The sequence below is a fragment of the uncultured Microbacterium sp. genome (genome assembly GCF_900078385.1).
Classification (GTDB): domain Bacteria; phylum Actinomycetota; class Actinomycetes; order Actinomycetales; family Microbacteriaceae; genus Microbacterium.
This window is the reverse complement of the sequence record NZ_FLQR01000009.1, coordinates 170,116-192,619: the sequence shown is the minus strand read 5'-3', so window position 1 is coordinate 192,619 and position 22,504 is coordinate 170,116. Positions and strand designations below refer to the sequence as shown.

Here is a 22,504-nt window from a genome sequence, read left to right as displayed (position 1 = left end):
ATGACGACCATCAACAGCGCCCTCGCGGGCATGCTCGCCATCGCGGCCCGGGCGTCGGCATCCGACGTCCACCTCACGGCCGGTCACCCGCCGCTCATGCGCGTGGACGGCGACCTCGAGCCGATCCTCGACTACCCCGACCCGACCACGGCCGCCTGGCTCGAGTCCGCGCTCGGCGACATGCTCTCGGGCGATCAGATCGTCGAGTTCCGGCAGCGCGGCGAGGTCGATCTCTCGTTCTCCGTGCCCGACGTCGCCCGGTTCCGCGTCAACGTGTTCCGCCAGCTCGGGCAGGTCGCCGTCGCGATGCGTTTCATCGCCGACAAGGCGAAGAGCCTCGACGAGCTCGGCGTCCCGGCCATCGCCCACGACCTCGCCATGAAGCCGCGCGGTCTGGTGCTGGTGACGGGCCCGACCGGCTCCGGCAAGTCGACCACGCTCAGCGCGATGATCGACGCCGTCAACCGCACGCTCCCGGCGCACATCGTGACCGTCGAAGACCCCGTCGAGTTCCGCCACACGAGCCGCCGGTCGCTCATCCACCAGCGCGAGATCGGCAGCGACACCGCGTCTTTCGCGGAGGCCCTTCGTCGGGTGCTGCGTCAGGACCCCGACATCATCCTGATCGGTGAGCTCCGCGACCCGGAGTCGATCGCGACCGCCCTGACGGCGGCCGAGACCGGACACCTCGTCCTCTCCACCCTGCACACGCAGAGCGCGGCCAAGTCGATCAACCGCATCGTCGACGCCTTCCCGCCGGCGCAGCAGCCGCAGGTGCGGACGCAGCTCGGCGACACGCTGCAGGGCATCATCACGCAGACCCTCCTTCCCATGGCGCAGAGCGCGGGGCGCGCGATCGCGACCGAGGTGCTCATCAACACGTCCGCCATCGCCAACCTCATCCGTGAGGGCGAGGTGAGCCAGATCTACTCGATGATCCAGGCCGGCGGTGGGCTCGGCATGCACACCCTCGACCAGGATCTGAAACGACTCGTCGAGGACGGCACCGTCTCGCTCTCCGCGGCCAAGATGGCCGCCTACGACCCGAAGAGCCTGGACGATGTGCGGGTCCGGCCGCGCGACCTCGACATCGAGTCGTGGTCCATGCACGGATCACGTGCCGAGAGCTGGACCCACTGATGCCACTCATCGAGGAGTACACCTACCGCGCCATCGACGCGAAGGGCGGCGGCGTCGTCAAGGGCTCGATCGAGGGGGCGAGCGAGTCGGCGGTGGCCAACAAGCTCCGTGCGCAGGGCCTGACACCGCTCGAGGTCGCGCTGACCTCCAAGACGGGCCTCAACCGGGAGATCTCCATTCCCGGCATGGAGAAGACGGTCAAGCCCGAGGTCCTCGCCGTCTTCGCGAAGCAGATGGCCGGGCTCATCAACGCCGGACTGCCGCTCATGCGCACGCTGTCGATCCTCATCGAGCAGGCGGAGGACAAGAAGCTGCAGCAGGCGCTGCTACAGGTGCACGCCGCCGTCGAATCAGGTTCGGCGCTGTCGGTCGCGCTCGGCAAGCATCCGCTCGTCTTTCCGCCCCTGTTCGTCAGCATGGTGCGCGTGGGGGAGACCGGCGGCTTCCTCGGCACGTCGCTCACGAGCGTCGCGCAGACCTACAAGGGTGAGGCGGAACTCCACAACAAGATCAAATCGGCGACGACCTACCCGGTGATCGTGCTCGTCATCGCGATCCTCGGCGTGATCGGAATGGTGACCTTCATCGTCCCCGTGTTCGCGAACATGTTCACCGGGATGGGCTCGGCGCTGCCGCTGCCGACGCAGATCCTCGTGAACCTCTCGAACAGCATGGTCTGGCTCCTCCCGCTCCTCATCGTTCTCGGCCTCATCGGCTCATTCTGGTGGATGCGCAACAAGGATTCCGAGCGCGTACGACGTGTGGTCGACCCGCTGAAGCTGAAGCTGCCCGTCTTCGGGCCGCTCTCCACGAAGATCGCCGTAGCGAGATTCAGTCGGGGTCTGTCGATGATGCTGCATGCCGGCGTGCCGCTCGTGCAGGCCCTGGGCATCGTGGGGGAGGCCTCGAACAACTACGCCATCGAGAAGGCCGTGCGCGAGGTGCAGGAGTCGGTCAAGCAGGGGCGGTCATTCTCCGCTCCGCTCGCAAAGGCGCAGATCTTCCCGCCGATGGTCGCGCAGATGGCGTCCGTCGGCGAGGAATCGGGCACCCTGCCCGACATGCTCTCCAGCATCGCCGACTTCTACGAGGACGAGGTGGAGACCGCGACCGAGCAGCTCACGGCCTCGATCGAGCCCATCCTCATCGTCGGGATCGGCATCCTCATCGGTGGCATGGTCGTCTCGCTCTACATGCCCATCTTCAGCATCTACGGCGAGATGGGCCAGCAGTAGCCCCCACGAACGGACGGGGTGCGGGACTGGGGACGTCCTGCGCCCCGTCTTCCTTTGGCAGGCACCCACGCCCCGACTCAGATCGAGACGCGCAGCACTTCCTCGATGGTCGTCGTGCCCTCGAGGACCTTGCTGAAGCCGTCCTCGCGGAGGGGGATCATGCCCTCCTCGAGCGCAGCCTGACGCATCTCGGTGCCGGTCGCGTGACCCACCACGAGCTGCTCCAGCCTCTCGGTGACCTCCATGACTTCGTGCAGTGCGACACGGCCGCGGTAGCCGGTGCCGGAGCAGTCCGAGCACCCGACAGCGCGATACAGCACGGGCGGGTCGAGCGGGTTGTGCGGGAACTTCACCGACGACAGGACGTCACGCGACTCGGTGTACGACTCCCGGCACCGCACGCACAGCCGCCGCGCGAGGCGCTGCGCGACGACGGCGGTCAGGGCGGTCCCCACGAGGAAGGGCTCGCAGCCGATCTCCGTCAGGCGGGTCAGCGCGCTCGGCGCATCGTTCGTGTGCAGCGTCGACAGGACGAGGTGACCGGTCAGCGCCGCCTCGATCGAGATCGTCGCCGTCTCCTGGTCGCGGATCTCGCCGACGAGCACGACGTCGGGGTCGGAGCGGAGGATCGACCGCAGCGCCGCCTGGAACGTCATCCCGGCGCGCGGGTTCACCTGCACCTGGTTGATGCCGGCCATCCGGTACTCGACGGGGTCCTCGACGGTGATGACGTTGATGCGAGGGTTCGCGACGGTGTTGAGCGCCGTGTAGAGGGTCGTCGACTTGCCCGACCCCGTGGGACCCGTCACGAGCACCATGCCGTGCGGGCGGGTGATCGCCCCGCGGAAGCGCTGTTCGTTGCGCATCGAGAAGCGCAGGTCGCCCATCGTCAGCGACTGCGCCGAGCTGTCCAGGATGCGCATGACGATCTTCTCGCCCCACACCGTCGGCAGCGTCGCGAGGCGCAGGTCGATCTGGCGGCCGTCATGGTGCACTGAGAGGCGACCGTCCTGCGGCTTGCGACGCTCGGCGATGTCGACGGCGGCCATGATCTTCAGGCGCGACAGCACGCCGTCCTGGATGGCGCGGTCGGCCCGCTGCATCTCGTGCAGCACGCCGTCGATGCGGTACCTTACCGTGAGCTGCCGCTCGCCGGGCTCGATGTGGATGTCGCTCGCCCGGTCGTTGATGGCCTGTGCGATGAGCAGGTTCACGAACCGCACGACGGGGGCATCGTCGACGCCCTCCTCGATCGACTCCGTCGCCGACGGCCCGGAGTCGGCGGCGGCGATCTCGCCGATCTGCTCCGACAGGTCGATGAGCTCCTCGTCCGACCGCAGGAACCGGCCGAACATGGCCTCCAGCGCATCGGCGGCGACCACGACGGGCCGGATGTTCAGCTCGGTCGCTGTGGCGACATCGTCGATCGCGATGAGGTCGGTGGGATCCAGCATCCCGATCGTGAGGCTCCGGCGTCCGCGCTCGACCGGGATGAGGTGATAGCGGCGGCAGAGGGATGCCGGGACGGTGGTGATCGTCTCGGCGGTGAGGCCGGCCGATCCGAGGTCGACGAACGGGAAGCCGGTCTGGGCGGCGATGCCCTCCGCGATCTGCGTCTCGGTGGCGAGGCGCGCGGCGACGAGCTGCTGGCGGAGCTCGGGACCGTCGCCGAACTGCGCGACAGCGTCCCACATGTCCTCGGCGCGGATGATCCCACTGCGCACGAGGGTCTCGGCGAGTCCCTTCACCAATTCCCCTTCCCCTGGGGTTATCCTATGCGGCTCGTGGCACGGATGTGAATAGTGAGATTCATGTGACCTCCGTGACGGATGAGAAAGCGGCGCGAGCCCCCACGGCCCTGTCAACCCCCGCTGCCCGCCCGCGGTGCGTCGATAGCCTGGCGCGATGAACCTGCAGCGCATCACCGCCTGGGTCCTCTCTCGGAAGATCGTGCGGGCCTACCTCCGATACAGCGAGCATCGCGGCCCGATGCTCGCCGACAGCGTCACCTATCGCACGCTCTTCAGCGTCTTCGCGGGCGTGCTCCTCGGGTTCTCGATCGCCGGGCTGTGGCTCGCCGGCAACCCGCAGGCGATGGATGCGCTCGTCGACGCCGTCGACAACGTCATCCCCGGCCTCGTCGGCGAGAACGGCCTCATCGACCCCGCCGCGGTGAGCGCCCCGCTGAGCCTGTCGCTCGCCGGCATCCTCTCCGCCGTCGGTCTCATCGGAGCCGCGATCGGCGCCATCGGGTCGCTCCGCACGGCCATGCGCGTGATCGCCGACAAGCTCACCGACGACACCCTCTTCGTCTGGGTGATACTGCGCAACCTCGCCCTCGCGATCGGGATCGGTGCCGCCCTCGGCGCGTCGGCCGGCGTCACGTTCGTCGGGGCGGCGGGTCTCGGCCTCCTCGGCGATCTCCTGGGGCTGTCCGCGGACCACCCGCTCATCGTCTTCGGCGGGCGGTCGCTCACGATCGTCGTCACCTTCCTCCTGGACGTCATCGCGATCGCCGTCCTCTTCCGCGTCCTCTCCGGTGTGAAGGCCCGCGCCCGCACCATCGTCGTCGGGTCGCTGCTCGGCGGCGTCGGGCTCACCGTCCTGCAGCAGCTGTCCGGCCTCTTCGTCGGCGGTGCCGGCTCGAACCCGCTCCTGGCCTCGTTCGCATCGCTCATCGCGCTGCTGCTGTGGTTCAACCTGTCGGCCCAGGTCATCCTCATCGCGACGTCGTACATCGTGACGGGCGTCGAAGAGGATGCCGACCGGGTCCGCGCCCGCTACGGCGCGAAGACGTTCGTCCAGCGCCGCGTGCGCAAGGCCGAGGACGCCGTCCAGCTCGCGACCGACGAGCTGCGCGCGGCGCGGACGGCCGAGGCCGAGGAGCGCCGCAAGGCCGCGGCCGCGTCCGGGTGATGACATGACAGTCACGACATGACGGTGACGACATCACAGTGACGACATCACGGTGATGTAAACATCTCGGGTAATCCCGCTGTGAACGGTCACAGTTCTCAGACGCAGTGTGTACCGTCTAAGCGTGCCTGAGAACGCCAACACCCCCGCCACCCATGTCCTCGGAGCGACCCACCCGCTCGCGCTCGCTCCGGTGACCGGCCCGGCCAGCTCCGTCGACGGTTTCGTGCGGCAGTTTTTGCGGAACCTCAACTACGAGCGCGGCGTTCCGCTCTCCGCTTCGAGCGTCAACGACCGGTACTTCGCCCTCGCGATGACGGTGCGCGACTACCTCATGGCGCGGTGGCTCGAAGACCTTCGCCGCCAGCGCGTGACGAAGGCGAAGGGCGTCTGCTACCTCTCCGCCGAGTACCTCCTCGGCCGTCAGCTCGACAACAACCTCCTCGCATCCGGACTCGGCGAGATCGCCGCCGAGGCGATGGCGCAGTGCGGCCTCGACATCGAGGAGCTGCGTGCGCAGGAGGTCGAGCCAGGCCTCGGCAACGGCGGCCTCGGTCGTCTCGCCGCCTGCTTCATCGACTCGCTCGCGACCATGAGCGTCCCGAACGTCGGCTACGGCATCCGCTACGAGTACGGCATCTTCCGGCAGACCTTCGTCGACGGCCAGCAGGTCGAGCAGCCCGACGCGTGGCTGACCCTCGGTTCGCCGTGGGAGTTCCCGCACCCCGAAGGGGCGCGCCAGGTCGCCTTCGGCGGCCACACCGAGACCTACGACGACGGCGGCGTCATCCGCTCGCGCTGGGTTCCGGGCTGGCACGTGAAGGCCGTCCCGTACAACTACATGGTGCCCGGCTACCTGAACGGCCGCGTCAACACGCTGCGCCTGTGGAGCGCCGTCGCGACCGACGCCTTCGACCTGCGCATCTTCAACTCCGGCGACTACGAAGAAGCCGTCCGCGCGCAGACCTTCGCGGAGAACATCTCCAAGGTTCTCTACCCCGAGGACTCCACGCCGCAGGGCAAGGAACTGCGCCTGCAGCAGCAGTACTTCTTCGTCGCGGCGTCCATCAGCGACTTCCTCGTCAACGTCCTCGGCGACGACGCCATCGAGACGCTGCCCGAGCGCGTCATCTTCCAGCTCAACGACACGCACCCCGTGATCGCCGTCCCCGAGCTCATGCGGATCCTCGTGGACGAGCGTCACCTCGAGTGGGATGCCGCGTGGGAGATCACGAAGAAGTGCTTCGCGTACACGTGCCACACGCTGCTGCCCGAGGCGCTCGAGGTCTGGTCCGTCGATCTGCTCGGCCGCCTGCTGCCGCGCCACCTCGAGATCATCTACCGCATCAACGACGAGTTCCTCGTCGAGGTGCGGGAGCGCTTCGGCGATGACGAGATGCGCATCCGCAACATGTCGATCATCTCGGAGTTCCCGGACCGCTCGGTCCGGATGGCATACCTCGCGACGGTCGCCGGCTCCAAGGTCAACGGCGTGGCGGAGCTGCACTCGCAGCTGCTCCGCGACAAGGTGCTCCCCGATTTCAACGAGTTCTTCCCGGGGAAGTTCACCAACGTCACGAACGGCATCACGCCCCGTCGATTCGTGCGGCTGGCGAACCCCGGACTGTCCGAGCTCATCACCGAGGCCATCGGCACCGGTTGGCTCACCGACCTCGAGCGTCTGCGCGAACTCGAGTCCTACGCCGAGGACCCCGACTTCCGGGCCGCCTTCGCCGAGGTGAAGGCCGCGAACAAGCGCCGCCTGAACGAGGTGCTGTTCGAGCGCGACGGTTTCGAGGTCAGCGACGGGCACATGCTCGACGTCATGGTCAAGCGCCTGCACGAGTACAAGCGCCAGATGCTCAAGGTGCTGCACATCGTCACGCAGTACGAGAGCATCACGTCGGGCCGCGTCGCGGCCGCCGACGTGCAGCCCCGCACGTTCATCTTCGGTGCGAAGGCGGCGCCCGGTTACGTGATGGCCAAGCGCATCATCCACCTCGTCAACGCGGTGGGATCGGTCGTCAACGCCGATCCGCGCGTCGAGGGGCGCCTGAAGGTCCTCTTCCCGCCCAACTACAACGTCACGCTCGCCGAGCGGGTCATCCCCGCCGCCGACCTCTCCGAGCAGATCTCGCTCGCCGGCAAGGAGGCCTCGGGCACCGGCAACATGAAGTTCGCCCTCAACGGCGCGCTCACGATCGGCACCGACGACGGCGCCAACGTCGAGATCCGCGAGCTCGTCGGCGACGACAACTTCTTCCTGTTCGGGATGAGCGAGCCGCAGGTCGAGGACCTGTGGGCGGCGGGCTACAAGCCGGCCGAGTTCTACCAGGCCGACGACAACCTCCGCCGCGCGATGGACCTCATCGCGTCGGGCGCGTTCTCCGGCGGCGACAAGTCGGTCTTCGAGCCGGTCGTGTCGAACCTGCTGTACGACGACCGGTTCATGGTGCTGGCCGACTACTCGTCGTACATCGCCGCGCAGGCGCGGGTGGATGCCGCCTACGCCGACACCGACGGGTGGACGCGGTCCGCGATCCTCAACGTCGCGCGCTGCGGGTTCTTCTCGTCCGACCGGTCGATGCGCGACTACATCGACCGCATCTGGCACACGCCCCCGATGCTCTGACCGGGGGAGCGGCGGCGAAGCCGCGGTCAGCGCGCGTAGCGCTCGACGAAGGCGCGGAGGATCTCGCCGGTCTGCGTCACCGGCATCCGCCGCACGGCCGTCAGGGTGTCCTGCAGCTCGTGGCCCTCGAAGTACCCGTGCCCGGCGTAGGCGTGGATGCGGGTCGTGATGCCCTCGACGTCCAGCTCGGGGTGGAACTGCGTCGCGTAGACGTTCTGCCCGACCCGGAACATCTGCACGGGGCACCCCGGCGACGTCGCGAGCAGCGTCGCCGACGGCGGCAGGACGCTGATGGCCTCCTTGTGCCCGACGAACGCCGTGAAGGTGTCGGGGAGGGCGGCCAGCAGCGCGTCCCCGCGCCCCTCGTCGGTACGCGTGACCTCGATCACCGAGATCGGCTCGCGGAAGGTGCGGTCGATGACGGCGCCCTGGTGCGCGCCGACCGTGCCGACGCCGTAGCAGGCGCCCAGGAACGGGAAGTCGCGGGCCACGACGCGATCGAGGAGAGCGGCGAACTCGGCCTCCACCCGGTGCTGCACGGGCGACTTGCTCGCCGGCGGATCGGACGCGTTGAACGGTCCGCCGCCCACGAAGATGCCGGACAGTGCGTCGAGGTCGACCGGCGGCAGCGGGCCCGCCTCCATCCGCACCCGGATGAGGTCGCGCTCGTCGAGACCCGTGTAGCGCAGGAAGAGCCCGTACTCCTCATCCGCGGGGACGTCCTCGGACCGCGTCGCGAGGAGCAGGAAAGGCTTCATCAGCAGAAGTCTAGGCGGGCGCCGTGCCGCCCTGGACCGTCCGGATGTGCGCCGTGATCGCCGCGAGCGTCTCCGCGACCGCCGGGTTGCGCGGGCCCTCGTCGCGCGCGACCGCCCAGTAGGCGAGCGGATGCGAGAACACGCCGGCGAGCACCGGGACGAGCCGCGCGTCTGCATCGCCGAGGAAGTCGGGCAGGATGCCGATGCCCGCCCCGACCGCCGTCGCCGCGACGTGCGCGAAGACGCTCGTCGAGCGGATCGACGGGGGAGAGGCCGGCAGCTCCTGGATCGCGCGGTCGAGCTCGTCGACCTGCAACGACGACTCGACGTAGTAGACCAGCGGATGATCGGCGAGATCCGCGAGGGATTTCGGCTCGCCGTGGGCGGCCAGGTACTCCGCGGTCGCGTAGAGCCGCAGGTCGTAGGAGCACAGCGGGGTCGCGTACGCCCGCAGCACCTGCGGGCGGCCGACGACGATCTCGAGGTCGACGCCGGAGCGGTTCTGCTGCGCGCGCCGCGTCGCCGCGAGCAGCTCGACGGCGAGCCGCGGATGCCGCTCGCGCAGCGCGGTCATGGCAGGCACGAGGAACACCGATGTGAACGCCTCCGGCGCCGCGATCCGCACCATCCCGTGCACGGCGTCGCCGTCGTCGTCGGCGACGAGCTCGCGGAGCGACCCCTCGATGCGCTGCGCGATGGCCACGGCGCGGCGACCGAGGTCGGTGACCTCCCATCCGCCGGCGGTCCGGACGAGGACCCGGCCGCCCATCGCGTGCTCGAGTGCGGCGATGCGCCGAGACACGGTGGAATGGTTGACCCCGAGCACCTCGGCCGCCGCCGTGTAGCGCCCGAGGCGCGCGACGGCGAGGAATGTCATGAGGGCATCGAGCGGTGGCTCCTGCGAAGCGGCGGGCATGGCCCTGAGTGTGCACCAGTGCACAGCGCGAGTGCAAGATTGCCGCGGCCTTGTGCGTTGATCTGCACCCAGGACCTGCTTAGCCTGGGGGTGCGGCGCGGTCGAGGACGACCCGCCGGTGACCTTCGATGCTGCAGGGAGCTCCTTCATGTCCACGATCGCCTGGATCGGACTCGGCCACATGGGCGCGCCCATGACCGCCCACCTCGTCGCCGCCGGACACACCGTCCGCGGTGTCGACGTCAACCCCGCCGCCGCCGAGGCCGCCGCCGCCCGCGGCGTGCAGGTCGTCGGCTCGATCCGCGAGGCGCTCGACGGCGCCGACGCCTGCTTCACGTCGCTGCCCAAGCCCGAGCACGTCCGCCTGGTGTACGGCTCGGATGACGGCGTCTTCGCACACGCGGCGCCCGGCACGCTCCTCATGGACACCTCCACCGTCGACGTCGAGACGTCGCGCTGGTGCCACGAGGAGGCGACCGCGCGCGGTCTGTCGTTCGTCGACGCCCCCATCTCCGGCGGCACGGCCGGCGCCGAGGCGCACACCCTCACCTTCATGCTGGGCGGACGTCCCGAGGACGTCGCCCGGGCCGCCGACCTCGTCGTCCCGATGGCCGGCAACGTCATCCCGTGCGGCGAGGCGGGCGCCGGCATCTCCGCGAAGCTCGTCAACAACATGATGCTGTTCATCGGGGTCATGGCCATGTCGGAGGGCTCGCAGCTCGCCGAGCAGCTGGGCCTGGACGCCAAGGTGTTCTGGGATGTCGCGAGCGTGTCGTCCGGCTCGTCCTGGGCCATGCGCACGTGGTACCCCGTGCCCGGCGTCGTCGAGAAGGCCGCCGCGAACAACAACTTCGAGCCGACCTTCTCGGTCGACCTCGCCCGCAAGGACTGCGGTCTCGCCGTGCAGGCGGGGGAGGCGACCGGCGTCCACCTGCCGGCCGCCGAGCTCGCCCTCGCACAGCTCGACGAGCTCATCGCCGAGGGCCTCGGCGGCAAGGACTGCACCCTCGTCGCCAAGCTCGCATCCCCCGACGGCACGCTGCGCGGCTACGACCCCGCCCGCGACGCCGCACCGTCCGCCGCATCCGTCCCCGCGTCCGCCTGAGCCCTGGAGACCTCCATGAGCACCACGATCGACACCACCGCCCTCACCGCCATCCCGCACGTCGTCGGCGGCCGCCGCGTCACGGCGGAGGATCGGGTCGGCCCGGTCTTCAACCCGGCCACGGGCCGTCAGACCGGCGAGGTCGCGCTCGCGTCGGCCGACTTCGTGCACGAGGCTGCCCGCACCGCGCAGGCTGCGCAGCGCGGCTGGCGGGACACTGGTCTCGGCAAGCGGCAGCAGGTCATGTTCCGGCTCCGGGAGATCATCTCGACTCGAGCCGAGGAGCTCGCCCGCATCATCACGGCCGAGCACGGCAAGACGGTCGACGACGCCCTCGGCGAGGTCGCCCGGGGCCTCGAGAACGTCGAGTTCTGCACGAGCCTCATGCACCACCTGAAGGGCGACTACTCCGAGCAGGTCGCCTCCGGCGTCGACGTGCACCAGGTGCGTCAGCCCGTCGGCGTCGTCGCGTGCATCACCCCGTTCAACTTCCCCGCCATGGTGCCGCTGTGGATGGTCACGACGGCGATCGCCGCCGGCAACGCCGTCATCCTGAAACCCTCCGAGCGCGACCCGTCGGCAGCTGTCTGGCTGGCCGAGGCGTTCGCCGAGGCGGGGCTTCCCGCCGGCATCCTCAACGTCGTGCACGGCGACAAGGAGGCCGTCGACGCGATCCTCGACGACCCGATCATCCGCGGCGTCTCGTTCGTCGGATCGACGCCGATCGCGAAGTACATCTACGCGCGCGCCGCGGAGAACGGCAAGCGCGTGCAGGCGCTCGGCGGCGCGAAGAACCACATGATCGTGATGCCCGACGCCGACCTGGACGCGGCCGCGGACGCCGCCGTGTCGGCCGGGTACGGCTCGGCGGGGGAGCGGTGCATGGCCGTCTCGGTCGTCGTGGCTGTGGGCGAGGTCGCCGACGACCTCATCGCCAAGGTGTCCGAGCGCATCGGGAAGCTGAAGGTCGGCGACGGCGCCGATCCCACGAGCGAGATGGGTCCCCTCATCACACGCGACGCGCTGGACCGGGTCACCGGCTTCGTCGCCGGCGCGGAGGGCGAGGGCGCGCGCGTCGTCGTGGACGGCCGGGAGCTGCCCGTGCAGGGGGACGGGTTCTTCATCGGTCCCTCGCTCGTCGATGGCGTCAAGCCCGGGATGCGGGTCTACGACGAGGAGATCTTCGGCCCGGTGCTCTCGGTGGTGCGCGTCGCGACCTACGACGAGGCCGTGGAGCTCATCAACGCGAGCCGGTACGCGAACGGCACCGCCGTCTTCACACGCGACGGCAAGACCGCCCGCCAGTTCGAGTACGACATCGAGGTCGGCATGGTCGGCATCAACGTGCCGATCCCGGTGCCCATCGGGGCGTTCTCGTTCGGCGGCTGGAAGGACTCGCTGTTCGGCGACACGCACATGTACGGTCCGGAGGCGTTCAACTTCTACACGCGCCGCAAGGTCGTCACGACACGCTGGCCCGAGCCCAGCGAGAGCCAGATCAGCCTCGGCTTCCCCACGCACTAGGCTGGCCCCAGGAGGTCACGATGGCTATCGCACGACTGCTGGGAGGCCCGCTCGACGGGCAGGTTCTTCCGATCGACGACGAGACGCAGGATCGCCTGATCCTGCCCTACAGCGAGACGCAGGTCGTCTACACGCGCGAGGGGACGCCGGAGAACACCGGCGCGCACGACGGGCCGACGCAGGCCACGTTCCGCTTCCTCGAGGCGCAGGACGACATCGACCCGGAGCGCGACGAGGCCGACCGGGACGACCGGGGGCTGTGACCGGTCCGGCGCGGTCGCTCGAGATCGAGCGGAAGTACGACGTCGAGGCCGACACGCCGCTGCCGGAGTGGACCGCGCTGCCGGGCATCGCCCGCCAGGGCGAGCCCGAGCCGCGGGCGCTCGATGCCCGGTACCTCGACACCGACGACGGCGCGCTCGCCCGTGCGGCGACCGCGCTGCGCCGCCGCACCGGCGGGCCCGATGCCGGCTGGCACATCAAGCAGTCGACGGCCGAAGGCAAGCACGAGACCATCTGGCCCCTCGATGATGCGGAGGCCGACGAGGCCGACGGCGAGGATCCGGTCGTCCCCGACGCGATCATCGCCGCCCTCGCCGGCGTCGCGGCCCCGCCGTTCCGTCAGCTCGCCCGCATCCGCAACGCGCGCACGGCCTACGCCCTGTACGACGACGCCGGCGGCGTCGTCGCGGAGTTCGTCGACGACCGGGTGGACGCCACCGACGTCCGCCGCGGCGCGACGGCGTCGTGGCGCGAATGGGAGCTCGAACTCGGCCCCGCCGCGCCGACCGACCCCGCGGCCCGCGCCGAGCTGTTCGCCGCCGCCGACGCGCTCGTCGAGGCCGTCGGCGGCCGCGTCGCGGCGTCCGACTCGAAGCTCGCGCGCACCCTCGGCGGCGCGGTGCCCACGCCGCCCACGCCCGGAAAGCACTGACGCCGCCCCCGGCTTCGGTTGGGGCGGCGTCAGTCGTGGGAGCCAGGTTACCCTGAGCGCCCGGAGCGCGTGGCTCAGAGGTTGATCATGTGTCCCGCGAGACCGTGGAACGCCTCCTGCAGCGCCTCCGACAGCGTCGGGTGCGTGTGCACGTTGCGCGCCGCCTCGAGGGCCGTGAGGTCCCACTTCTGCGCGAGGGTCAGCTCGGGGAGCAGCTCGGACACGTCCGGGCCGATGAGGTGGCCGCCGAGCAGCTCGAGGTGCTCGCCGTCGGCGACGAGCTTGACGAAGCCGATCGGCTCGCCGAGGCCGTTGGCCTTGCCGTTGGCGCTGAACGGGAACTTCGCGACCTTCACGTCGTAGCCGGCGTCGCGCGCCTGCTGCTCGGTGAGGCCGAACGAGGCGACCTGCGGCGAGCAGAACGTCGCGCGCGGCATCATCCGGTAGTCGCCGAGCGTCTGCGTCTCCGCCTTGCCGATCGTCTCGGCGGCGACAACGGCCTGCGCCTCGGCCACGTGGGCCAGCTGCAGCTTCGCGGTCACGTCGCCGATCGCGTAGATGCCGTCGACGTTCGTGCGCATGTTGTCGTCGATCGCGATCGCGCCGCGGTCGGTGAGCTTCACGCCGGTCTTGTCCAGGCCGAACCCGTCGATGCGCGGGGCGAAGCCGATCGACATGAGCACCTTGTCGGCCTCGATCGAGCCCTTCGCACCGTCCGCGTTCGCGGCGTAGCTGACGGTGACCTTGTCGCCGGAGTCGACGACCGACTCGACCTTGGTGGAGGTGAGGATCTCGACGCCGTACTTCTTGTACTGGCGCTGGATCTCCTTCGAGACCTCGACGTCCTCGTTGGGGAGCGCGCGGTCGAGGAACTCGATGATCGTTACCTTCACGCCGTAGTTCGTCATGACGAACGCGAACTCCATGCCGATGGCGCCCGCGCCGACGATGACGATCGACTTCGGCAGGTCGCGCGTGAGGATCTGCTCCTCGTACGTGACGACGTTGTCGCTGAGCGTGACGCCCGGGAGCAGTCGCACGGTCGAGCCGGTCGCGATGATCGCGTTGTCGAACGTGATGGTCTCGCTCGACCCGTCGGCCTTCGCGACCTGGAGGCTCTTGGCATCCAGGAACGTCCCGCGGCCCTCGTACTCGGTGACCTTGTTCTTCTTCATGAGGAAGTGGATGCCCTTGACGTGCGTGTCCGCCACCTTGCGGCTGCGGTCCCATGCCGACCCGTAGTCGAACTGGACGTCGCCGCGGATGCCGAACAGCTCCGCCTTGTGCAGGAAGGTGTGCGCGAGGTCCGCGTTCTTCAGAAGAGCCTTCGAGGGGATGCAGCCGACGTTGAGGCAGACACCGCCCCAGTACTTCTCTTCCACGATGGCGACGGACAGGCCGAGCTGGGCAGAGCGGACGGCCGCGACATACCCGCCGGGGCCGGCGCCGAGGATGACGACGTCGTAATGAGGCATGCCTCCAGCCTAGTCCTCGCGGGAGGGGCGTCTCCGTGCCAGCAGGACCGCCACGACGATGCCGGCGGCGACGACCAGCACGCCGCCGACGACCAGGAGCGGGGCGACGTCGAGACCTCCGTCGCCGCCGGCGGGCGGCGTCGCCGCGTCGCACGCGGGATCCGCTGCACCGTCGCCCACGACGAACGTGAACTCGCCGGAGATCGGGTGGCTGTCGCCGGACACCGTGCGCCAGAGCACCGTCACGGTGCCGGTCGCGTCGCCGCGCAGCGCCTGCGTCACGCGGGTGCCCTCCACGACGGGGGCGCCGTCGGTGAGCGGCGTGCACGCCGCGTCGAGCACCGACACCTCGGTGGCGCCGGCATCGGTCAGGAGCACACCGCTGAAGGTCAGCGTCAGCGCCGCGGGCAGCGTCTCCACGGCGGCCCCGGTCGCCGGGTCGGTGCCGATCAGCTCGTCGTGCGCGAACGCCGGCGACGCCGTCATCGCCAGCAGCAGGCCGAGCACGAGACCGGCCAGCGCCGTGGCGCGGCGGCGGGGACGAGGAGCGGGGGAGGTCACCCCATCGAGCCTAGCGATGACCCCTGCCGGTGCCTTTCGGAGCGGCGGCGGCGCGCCTACCATGGCGGCAGGCGGGCACGCCGGCCCGCGGCGGATCGAGAGCGGGTGCGGGATGGATGCTGTGATGAGGGACGCCATGTCGAAGGACATGATGTCGATGGAGGGCATGCCGGAGATGGACATGGCGGTCATGCAGGGGTGTATGGACGCCTGTGCGGCCTGCGAGCAGGCATGCGTCGTGTGTTCGGTCCAGATGATGGACGGGCAGATGATGGACTGCGCGCCGGCGTGCATGAACTGCGCCGACATGTGCAACACGATGATGCGCGCCATGATGCGGATGCAGGGGATGACGCCGGCCTCGATGATGTCGATGCTCGACGCCTGCATCGCGATGTGTCAGGCGTGCATGGACATGTGCATGCCGCACGCCGAGATGAGCGCCGTGTGCAAGATGTGCGCGGACTCCTGCAAGGCCTGCATGGACGCGTGCACGGCGATGAAGGGCGCGATGTCGATGGCGTGAGAGTCGATCTCGATCGCAGTCCTCGGCGCCCGCGGCGCCCGCCGTCGTCAGCCGAGGCGGAGGGCGTTGAACTGCCGCGCGCCGATGGTGAGCACGTGGTAGCGCGGGTGGAACGCGACGGGCGCGCCCGGCTGCACGGCATCCGTGGCCCCCGCACCGTTCCACAGCTCGATCCGCTCGCCGTCCAGCGTGTGCACGATGATCGTGCCGTCGTCGTGGCGCTCGCCCACGAGGGCGTCGACCCACTCGGCCGGTGTGGCCGAGACGAGACGCGACTGGATGAGGTGCACCGCGTGTCCCGGAGCGAACGTGGAGCAGGCACCGCCGCGAGCGCACATGCATGCCGCGACCTGACGCACCGGGGTGGTCGTGAAGTGGCTCTGCTGCGGGGACACGGGATGCTCCTTCTGAGGCGGTTTCGGTAGGGAGAGGCTACGTTCCGGGTCCGTCGCAGGTCACGTCGGTCGACACACGCGGAAACAATCAGCGCGCCGAGTCGGTCGACGTGTGTGAAGACCCGCAGAACCCCCGCCTCGGCCTCTTCCTCGGAGGCCCCGATCCGTTAGGGTGTCAAAAGAGGAGGACACCGTGGAGGACAACGCTCGACCCGACGACGACATCCGGCGCGGCGCCGACGGCCGGGCACGTTCCGGTCTGTCGGACACGACCCAGACCTTCGGTCACGATGCGGACCTGTCGTTCATCCCGTTCGGGAGCGACTTGAGCCCTGTCGAGGTCGAAGCCATCGGTGCGCTGCCGTCCCGTTCCGCCCTGCTGCTGGTCCGCTCGGGCCCGACGGCGGGGGCCCGCTACCTGCTCGACACGGACGTGACCACGGTCGGTCGCCACCCCGAGGCGGACATCTTCTTCGACGATGTCACCGTCTCCCGTCGGCACGCCGAGATCACCCGCACCGGCAACACCTTCGAACTCGTCGATCAGCGCTCCCTCAACGGCACGTACGTCAACGGGGAGCGCGTCGATCGCGCGGCACTGTCCGACGGCTCCGAGCTGCGGATCGGCAAATTCCGGCTGAACTTCTTCGTGTCGCCTCTCGACCGCGGCGCGGTGACCGGAGAGTGACCCCGGCCGCAGCACCGCGCGGACGATCATCGTCCGCGGGGCACCTCAGCATCGGCCAGGTGCTCGCGCGCCTGACGCCCGAGTTCCCGAACCTCTCCAGCAGCAAGCTGCGCTTCCTCGAGGTCCAGGGGATCGTCACGCCGATGCGCACCGAGTCCGGCTACCGCAAGTTCTCGCCCTCCGACGTCAACCGACTTCGCGTCGCGCTGACGCTGCAGCGCGACCACTACCTGCCGCTCGCGCGCATCCGCGAGTACCTCGACGAGCACGGCGCCGACTCGGCCGCGGCTCCCGGCGTGCCGGCATCCATTGTGCAGACCGCCCGCCGCTACCACCGCGACGAGCTGCTGACCGCGGCGGGCGCGAAGGCCGGGCTCCTCAACGACGCGATCAGCGCGGGCCTCCTGACCGCCGCCGAGACCTTCGACGAGCGCGCGCTCGCGCTGCTGCGCACCCTCGTCGCCCTCGACGCCCACGGCATCCAGCCCCGCCACGTGCGCGGGCTCCGTCAGGCCGCCGAGCGCGAGGTGTCGCTCGTCGAGAGCGCTCTCGCTCCGCTGCTGCGTCGCACGGACGCGGCCTCCCGCGGGCGGGCGGGGGAGTTGGCACCCGAGCTGCTGCGCCGGCTCGACGAGGTGCGCGCGAGCTTCGTGCACGCGGCCCTCGAACGGCTGCTGCCCTGACCACGCGCGACACGCCGAACGCTGAGAGCGGATGTCGTTGCCGCACCGTCATCCCTCATCTAGCGTTAGAGAACGCCATCACAAGCAGGAGGCTCACATGAACGCGCACGATGCGCCGGGCGGACAGCCGTTCGCCACCGACCTCCTGTTCACCGACGGCCTGCCGGCCATGGACGACGAAGTGGGCTACCGCGGTGCGGTCGCCGCCCGCGCCGCCGGCATCACGTACCGGCAGCTGGACTACTGGGCCCGCACCGAGCTCGTCGAGCCCACCGTGCGCGGTGCGAGCGGCTCCGGGTCGCAGCGGCTGTACGGCTTCCGCGACATCCTCGTGCTCAAGCTCGTCAAGCGGCTCCTGGACACCGGTATCTCGCTGCAGCAGATCCGCACGGCCGTCGAGCAGCTGCGCGCCGCCGGCATCCGCGACCTCGCCGGCACGACGCTCATGAGCGACGGCGCGTCGGTGTACCTGTGCACCTCGAACGACGAGGTCATCGACCTCGTGAGCCGCGGGCAGGGCGTCTTCGGCATCGCCGTCGGCAAGGTCCTGCACGAGGTCGAGTCGACCCTGCTGGACTTCGACCCGCAGGCGCCGGACCCCGTCGACGAGCTCGCCGCCCGCCGCTCCGTCAAGACCGCCTAGCGCGCCGACGCAGCTCCACCCGGCGTCCTACGCGCAGCGCGAGCGACCTGCTCCCGCGTGCCGTCAGCCGGCGGCGCCGACGGCGGGGATCCGACCGGTCCGCACCACCCGGTCCAGCAGCGAGTCGAAGTCGGCCGCGAGCTCCTGAGCGGAGTCGCCGGGCCAGATGTGCAGCGGCTTCGCGGCGCCCTGCGCCTGCTGCAGCGACGTGCGCTCCGGCAGCTGCGGCGACAGCACGAGCGGGCCGAACATGTCGCGGAGCTCCTTGATGCGGAACTGGTGCTCGATCGACTGCGGACGCACCCGGTTCACGACGATGCCGAGGGGCTGCAGACGCGGCGAGAGGCCGCGGCGGATCTCCTCGATCGCGCGGAGCGCGCGGTCGGCGGCGGCCACCGAGAACAGGCCCGGCTCGGTCACGACGATGACGCGGTCCGACGCCGCCCAGGCCGTGCGGGTCAGCGCATTCAGCGACGGGGCGCAGTCGATCAGCACGAGGTCGTAGTCGGGCTCGATCGTCGCGAGGGCCTCCTCGAGCTTCCACACGTCGCGGACGCTCGGATGCGGTCCGTCGAAGTTGATGGCGGAAGGGCTGCCGATCATGACGTCGATCGTGCCCGGGTGCACCTTCGCCCAACCGCTCGAGGTGATCGCCTGACGGACGACCTTCTCCTTCGGGTTGGCGAGGACGTCGGCGACGTTGAGGCGTCCGGCGACCTGGATGTCCATGCCCGTCGAGACATCCGACTGGGGGTCGAGATCGACCACGAGGGTCCGCACGCCTCGGGCGAATGCGGCAGAGGCGAGGCCCAACGTCACCGTCGTCTTGCCGACGCCGCCCTTGAGAGAGCTGACCGAGAGTACGTGCACGAGGCTCTACGTTACCGTCCCCTAGGCTGAGAGGGTACTCAGCCCCGCTCGTGGCGGCCGCCCAGTGGCGCCCTTGGACCATAGAGGTGAGCATGTTCCGCAAGATCCTGGTCGCAAACCGCGGAGAGATCGCGATTCGCGCCTTCCGCGCCGCCTTCGAATTGGGAGCGCGCACGGTCGCAGTGTTCCCGTACGAAGACCGGTTCTCGCTGCACCGGCTGAAAGCCGACGAGGCATACGAGATCGGCGAGAAGGGTCACCCGGTCCGCGCCTACCTGGATGTCGCGGAGATCATCCGCGTCGCGAAGGAGAGCGGGGCGGATGCCATCTACCCCGGGTACGGCTTCCTCTCCGAGAACCCCGAGCTCGCCGCGCAGGCCGCCGCGAACGGCATCGCGTTCATCGGGCCGCCGGCGCGCGCGCTGGAGATGGCCGGGAACAAGGTCACCGCGAAAGAGCACGCCGTCGCCGCGGGCGTCCCGGTCCTCCGCTCCACGGCCGCCTCGGACGACGTCGACCTTTTGCTGGGCGAGGCCGACGGCATCGGCTTCCCCATCTTCGTGAAGGCCGTCGCGGGCGGCGGCGGACGCGGCATGCGCCGCGTCGAGAAGAAGGACCAGCTGGCACCGGCCCTCGCCGAGGCCATGCGCGAGGCGGACAGCGCGTTCGGCGACGCCCGCGTGTTCCTCGAGCAGGCCGTCCAGCGACCGCGCCACGTCGAAGTCCAGATCCTCGCCGACAAGACCGGGCACACCGTGCACCTGTTCGAGCGGGACTGCTCCGTGCAGCGGCGCCACCAGAAGGTCGTCGAGATCGCGCCGGCCCCGAACCTCGACGACGGAGTCCGCACGGCACTGCACGCCTATGCCGTCGCGTTCGCGCAGTCGATCGGCTACGAGAACGCCGGCACGGTCGAGTTCCTCCTCGAGACCGCCGGCCCCCGCACCGGCGAGGTCGTCTTCATCGAGATGAACCCGCGCATCCAGGTCGAGCACACCGTGACCGAGGAGGTCACCGACGTCGACCTCGTCCAGTCGCAGATGCGCATCGCGGCCGGCCAGACCCTCGACGAGCTGGGCCTGCGCCAGGGGGACATCCACCTCCGCGGCGCGGCGCTCCAGTGCCGCATCACGACCGAGGACCCGACGCAGGGCTTCCGCCCCGACACCGGCAAGATCACGACCTACCGCTCGCCCGGCGGTGCCGGCATCCGCCTCGACGGCGGCACGACCGCCGCGGGCTCCCAGGTGAGCCCGCACTTCGACTCGATGCTCGCCAAGCTCACCTGCCGCGGCCGCGACTTCGCCTCCGCCGTGCAGCGCTCGCGCCGCGCGCTCGCGGAGTTCCGCATCCGCGGCGTCTCGACCAACATCCCCTTCCTGCAGCGCGTGCTCGACGATCCCGCGTTCGTCGCCGGCGATCTCAGCACGTCGTTCATCGACGAGCGGCCCGAGCTGGTCAGGGGCAAGGAGTCCAAGGACCGCGGCTCGAAGATCATCGCGTGGCTCGCCGACACGACCGTCAACCGGCCGAACGGCGAGAACCCGCTGTCCGTCGACCCCGCCGTCAAGCTCCCCGCCATCGACCTCACCGCGGAGCCGGTCGCAGGCTCCCGCCAGCGGCTCCTCGAACTCGGTCCGGCCGGCTTCGCGAAGGCTCTGCGCGCGCAGACGGCCCTCGCGGTCACCGAGACGACCTTCCGCGACGCGCACCAGTCGCTGCTGGCGACGCGCGTCCGCACGAAGGACCTCGTCACGGTCGCGCCCTACGTCGCGCGCCTGACGCCGCAGCTGCTGTCGGTCGAGGCGTGGGGCGGGGCGACGTACGACGTCGCGCTGCGCTTCCTCGGCGAGGACCCGTGGGAGCGCCTCGATGCGCTCCGCACCGCCCTCCCGAACGTCGCGATCCAGATGCTGCTGCGCGGCCGCAACACGGTCGGCTACACGCCGTACCCCACAGCCGTCACCGACGCCTTCGTCAGCGAGGCCGCCGCGAGCGGCGTCGACATCTTCCGCATCTTCGACGCCCTCAACGACGTCTCGCAGATGCGCCCCGCGATCGAATCGGTGCTGCAGACCGGCACCGCCGTCGCGGAAGTCGCCGTCTGCTACACCGGCGACCTGCTCTCGCCGCGCGAGGACCTCTACACGCTGGACTACTACCTGCGCCTGGCGGAGCAGATCGTGGATGCCGGCGCGCACATCCTCGCGATCAAGGACATGGCGGGGCTCCTCCGCCCTGCCGCGGCCGCGCGCCTCGTCGCGGCGCTCCGCGAGCGCTTCGACCTGCCGGTGCACGTGCACACGCACGACACCGCCGGCGGGCAGCTCGCGACGCTGCTGGCCGCGAGCGCGGCGGGTGCGGATGCCGTCGACGCCGCCGCGGCCCCCATGGCGGGGACGACGAGCCAGCCCTCCCTGTCGGCCCTCGTGGCCGCGCTCGCGCACACCGAGCGGGAGACCGGCCTGGACCTGTCCGCGGTCGCCGACCTCGAGCCCTACTGGGAGGCCGTCCGGCACATGTACCGGCCGTTCGAGTCGGGGCTGCCGGGCCCCACGGGCCGCGTCTACCACCACGAGATCCCGGGCGGGCAGCTCTCGAACCTCCGCCAGCAGGCGATCGCCCTGGGGCTCGCCGACGACTTCGAGCTCATCGAGGACATGTACGCCGCGGCGAATGCGATCCTCGGTCGCGTGCCGAAGGTGACCCCGTCGTCGAAGGTCGTGGGCGACCTCGCGCTGCACCTGGCCGCCGTCAAGGCCGACCCCGCCGACTTCGAGGCGAACCCGGAGAAGTACGACGTGCCGGACTCCGTCGTCGGCTTCATGGCCGGCGAGCTCGGCGACCTGCCGGGCGGATGGCCGGAGCCGTTCCGCACGAAGGTGCTGCAGGGCCGCGAGGTCCGCGTGGGGGTCACCGAGATCTCCGCCGAAGACACCGCGGCGCTCGCGGGCGACTCCGCGACCCGCCGTCACACGCTGAACACGCTGCTCTTCCCGGCGCCGACCCGCACATTCCGCGAGGTGCGCGACACCTACGGCGACCTCAGCGTCCTGGACACCGCCGACTACCTCTACGGTCTCGTCCCGGGCGCCGAGCACGTCGTCGAGATCGAGCGCGGCGTGCAGCTCTACGTCGGTCTCGAGGCCATCGGCGAGGCGGACGACAAGGGCATGCGGACGGTCATGACGACCCTCAACGGCCAGCTGCGACCCGTCTTCGTGCGCGACCGCGGCATCACGGTCGAGGCGCGGCAGGCCGAGCGGGCCGACACGTCCCGTCCCGGGCAGGTCGCGGCGCCCTTCTCGGGTGTCGTGACGCTGAAGGCCGAGGTCGGCGACACCGTCACGGCCGGTCAGCCGGTCGCCTCCATCGAGGCCATGAAGATGGAAGCGGCCATCACCTCGCCGGTCGACGGCGTCATCGACAGGCTCGCGATCGCCGCGACGGCACAGGTCGAGGCGGGGGACCTTTTGCTCGTCATCCGCCCCGCCGAGTAGTCT

Annotated in this window: 20 protein-coding genes; 13 read left to right on the top strand and 7 right to left on the bottom strand. The window is 70.1% G+C overall.

All coding sequences use genetic code 11. The features are described 5' to 3' along the window. Positions 1-1,140: a type IV pilus twitching motility protein PilT gene (locus QZL85_RS12315; protein WP_295577110.1), complete on the top strand. Its 1,140-nt coding sequence runs from the start codon at positions 1-3 to the stop codon at positions 1,138-1,140. Further along, entirely contained in the window at positions 1,140-2,375 is a 1,236-nt protein-coding gene (locus QZL85_RS12310; protein WP_295577108.1) for a type II secretion system F family protein, read from the top strand. The genes QZL85_RS12315 and QZL85_RS12310 overlap by 1 nt, the downstream gene beginning before the upstream one ends. 77 nt (positions 2,376-2,452) lie before the next feature. On the opposite strand, the gene QZL85_RS12305 is transcribed toward QZL85_RS12310, so the two are convergent. Further along, positions 2,453-4,123 (bottom strand): GspE/PulE family protein, encoded by a 1,671-nt coding sequence (locus tag QZL85_RS12305; RefSeq protein WP_295577106.1) that lies wholly within the window; start codon positions 4,121-4,123, stop codon positions 2,453-2,455. A 157-nt stretch (positions 4,124-4,280) separates the two neighbouring features. Between QZL85_RS12305 and QZL85_RS12300 the strand changes: the two genes are divergently transcribed. Both QZL85_RS12300 and QZL85_RS12295 read left to right on the top strand, forming a co-directional pair. Next, a complete protein-coding gene (locus QZL85_RS12300; RefSeq protein WP_295577104.1) occupies positions 4,281-5,291 on the top strand; it encodes a YihY/virulence factor BrkB family protein in 1,011 nt (336 codons plus the stop codon). A gap of 124 nt (positions 5,292-5,415) precedes the next feature. Then, the gene (locus QZL85_RS12295; protein ID WP_295577101.1) at positions 5,416-7,923 is read left to right on the top strand and encodes a glycogen/starch/alpha-glucan phosphorylase; all 2,508 of its coding nucleotides are present in this window, start codon (positions 5,416-5,418) and stop codon (positions 7,921-7,923) included. A 26-nt stretch (positions 7,924-7,949) separates the two neighbouring features. Here QZL85_RS12295 and QZL85_RS12290 read toward each other — a convergent pair whose 3' ends face one another. Continuing rightward, the gene (locus tag QZL85_RS12290) at positions 7,950-8,681 is read right to left on the bottom strand and encodes a glutamine amidotransferase (RefSeq protein WP_295577100.1); all 732 of its coding nucleotides are present in this window, start codon (positions 8,679-8,681) and stop codon (positions 7,950-7,952) included. A gap of 10 nt (positions 8,682-8,691) precedes the next feature. Beyond that, the gene (locus tag QZL85_RS12285; protein WP_295577201.1) at positions 8,692-9,558 is read right to left on the bottom strand and encodes a LysR family transcriptional regulator; all 867 of its coding nucleotides are present in this window, start codon (positions 9,556-9,558) and stop codon (positions 8,692-8,694) included. A 187-nt stretch (positions 9,559-9,745) separates the two neighbouring features. Here QZL85_RS12285 and QZL85_RS12280 point away from each other — a divergent pair, with 187 nt between their 5' ends. Genes QZL85_RS12280 through QZL85_RS12265 form a run of 4 tightly spaced genes read left to right on the top strand, consistent with a single transcriptional unit; the run spans position 9,746 to position 13,160 of the window. Beyond that, positions 9,746-10,702 (top strand): NAD(P)-dependent oxidoreductase, encoded by a 957-nt coding sequence (locus QZL85_RS12280; RefSeq protein WP_295577098.1) that lies wholly within the window; start codon positions 9,746-9,748, stop codon positions 10,700-10,702. 15 nt (positions 10,703-10,717) lie between these two features. Continuing rightward, positions 10,718-12,226 (top strand): CoA-acylating methylmalonate-semialdehyde dehydrogenase, encoded by a 1,509-nt coding sequence (locus QZL85_RS12275; RefSeq protein ID WP_295577096.1) that lies wholly within the window; start codon positions 10,718-10,720, stop codon positions 12,224-12,226. A 20-nt stretch (positions 12,227-12,246) separates the two neighbouring features. Beyond that, positions 12,247-12,489, top strand: a complete 243-nt coding sequence (locus tag QZL85_RS12270) for a response regulator (protein ID WP_295577094.1) — start codon at positions 12,247-12,249, stop codon at positions 12,487-12,489. Then, entirely contained in the window at positions 12,486-13,160 is a 675-nt protein-coding gene (locus tag QZL85_RS12265) for a CYTH domain-containing protein (RefSeq protein ID WP_295577092.1), read from the top strand. The genes QZL85_RS12270 and QZL85_RS12265 overlap by 4 nt, the downstream gene beginning before the upstream one ends. Before the next feature lie 74 nt (positions 13,161-13,234). Here QZL85_RS12265 and lpdA read toward each other — a convergent pair whose 3' ends face one another. Next, positions 13,235-14,635, bottom strand: a complete 1,401-nt coding sequence (lpdA, locus tag QZL85_RS12260) for a dihydrolipoyl dehydrogenase (RefSeq protein WP_295577089.1) — start codon at positions 14,633-14,635, stop codon at positions 13,235-13,237. Between the two features lie 9 nt (positions 14,636-14,644). Then, positions 14,645-15,196, bottom strand: coding sequence for a copper resistance CopC family protein (locus QZL85_RS12255; protein WP_295577087.1), 552 nt, complete (start codon positions 15,194-15,196; stop codon positions 14,645-14,647). Positions 15,197-15,212: 16 nt separating this feature from the next. On the opposite strand from QZL85_RS12255, the gene QZL85_RS12250 reads away from it, so the two are divergent. Then, positions 15,213-15,722 carry a hypothetical protein gene (locus QZL85_RS12250; protein ID WP_295577085.1) on the top strand — a complete coding sequence of 170 codons (510 nt, stop codon included), beginning with the start codon at positions 15,213-15,215 and terminating at the stop codon, positions 15,720-15,722. Between the two features lie 47 nt (positions 15,723-15,769). On the opposite strand, the gene QZL85_RS12245 is transcribed toward QZL85_RS12250, so the two are convergent. After that, a complete protein-coding gene (locus QZL85_RS12245) occupies positions 15,770-16,117 on the bottom strand; it encodes a hypothetical protein (protein WP_295577083.1) in 348 nt (115 codons plus the stop codon). Positions 16,118-16,310: 193 nt separating this feature from the next. On the opposite strand from QZL85_RS12245, the gene QZL85_RS12240 reads away from it, so the two are divergent. The 3 genes from QZL85_RS12240 (at position 16,311) to QZL85_RS12230 (ending at position 18,131) form a co-directional block, all read left to right on the top strand. After that, entirely contained in the window at positions 16,311-16,805 is a 495-nt protein-coding gene (locus tag QZL85_RS12240; RefSeq protein ID WP_295577082.1) for an FHA domain-containing protein, read from the top strand. Next, entirely contained in the window at positions 16,802-17,488 is a 687-nt protein-coding gene (locus QZL85_RS12235) for a MerR family transcriptional regulator (protein ID WP_295577080.1), read from the top strand. Before QZL85_RS12240 ends, QZL85_RS12235 begins: the two co-directional genes overlap by 4 nt. A gap of 97 nt (positions 17,489-17,585) precedes the next feature. Continuing rightward, the gene (locus tag QZL85_RS12230) at positions 17,586-18,131 is read left to right on the top strand and encodes a MerR family transcriptional regulator (protein WP_028495906.1); all 546 of its coding nucleotides are present in this window, start codon (positions 17,586-17,588) and stop codon (positions 18,129-18,131) included. Between the two features lie 63 nt (positions 18,132-18,194). Here the strand turns inward: QZL85_RS12230 and QZL85_RS12225 are convergent, their stop codons facing one another. Further along, positions 18,195-19,001, bottom strand: a complete 807-nt coding sequence (locus tag QZL85_RS12225; protein ID WP_028495905.1) for a ParA family protein — start codon at positions 18,999-19,001, stop codon at positions 18,195-18,197. Positions 19,002-19,093: 92 nt separating this feature from the next. On the opposite strand from QZL85_RS12225, the gene QZL85_RS12220 reads away from it, so the two are divergent. Continuing rightward, on the top strand, positions 19,094-22,501 hold the full coding sequence (locus QZL85_RS12220; RefSeq protein ID WP_295577078.1) for a pyruvate carboxylase: 3,408 nt from the start codon (positions 19,094-19,096) through the stop codon (positions 22,499-22,501). Positions 22,502-22,504: the final 3 nt, after the last annotated feature.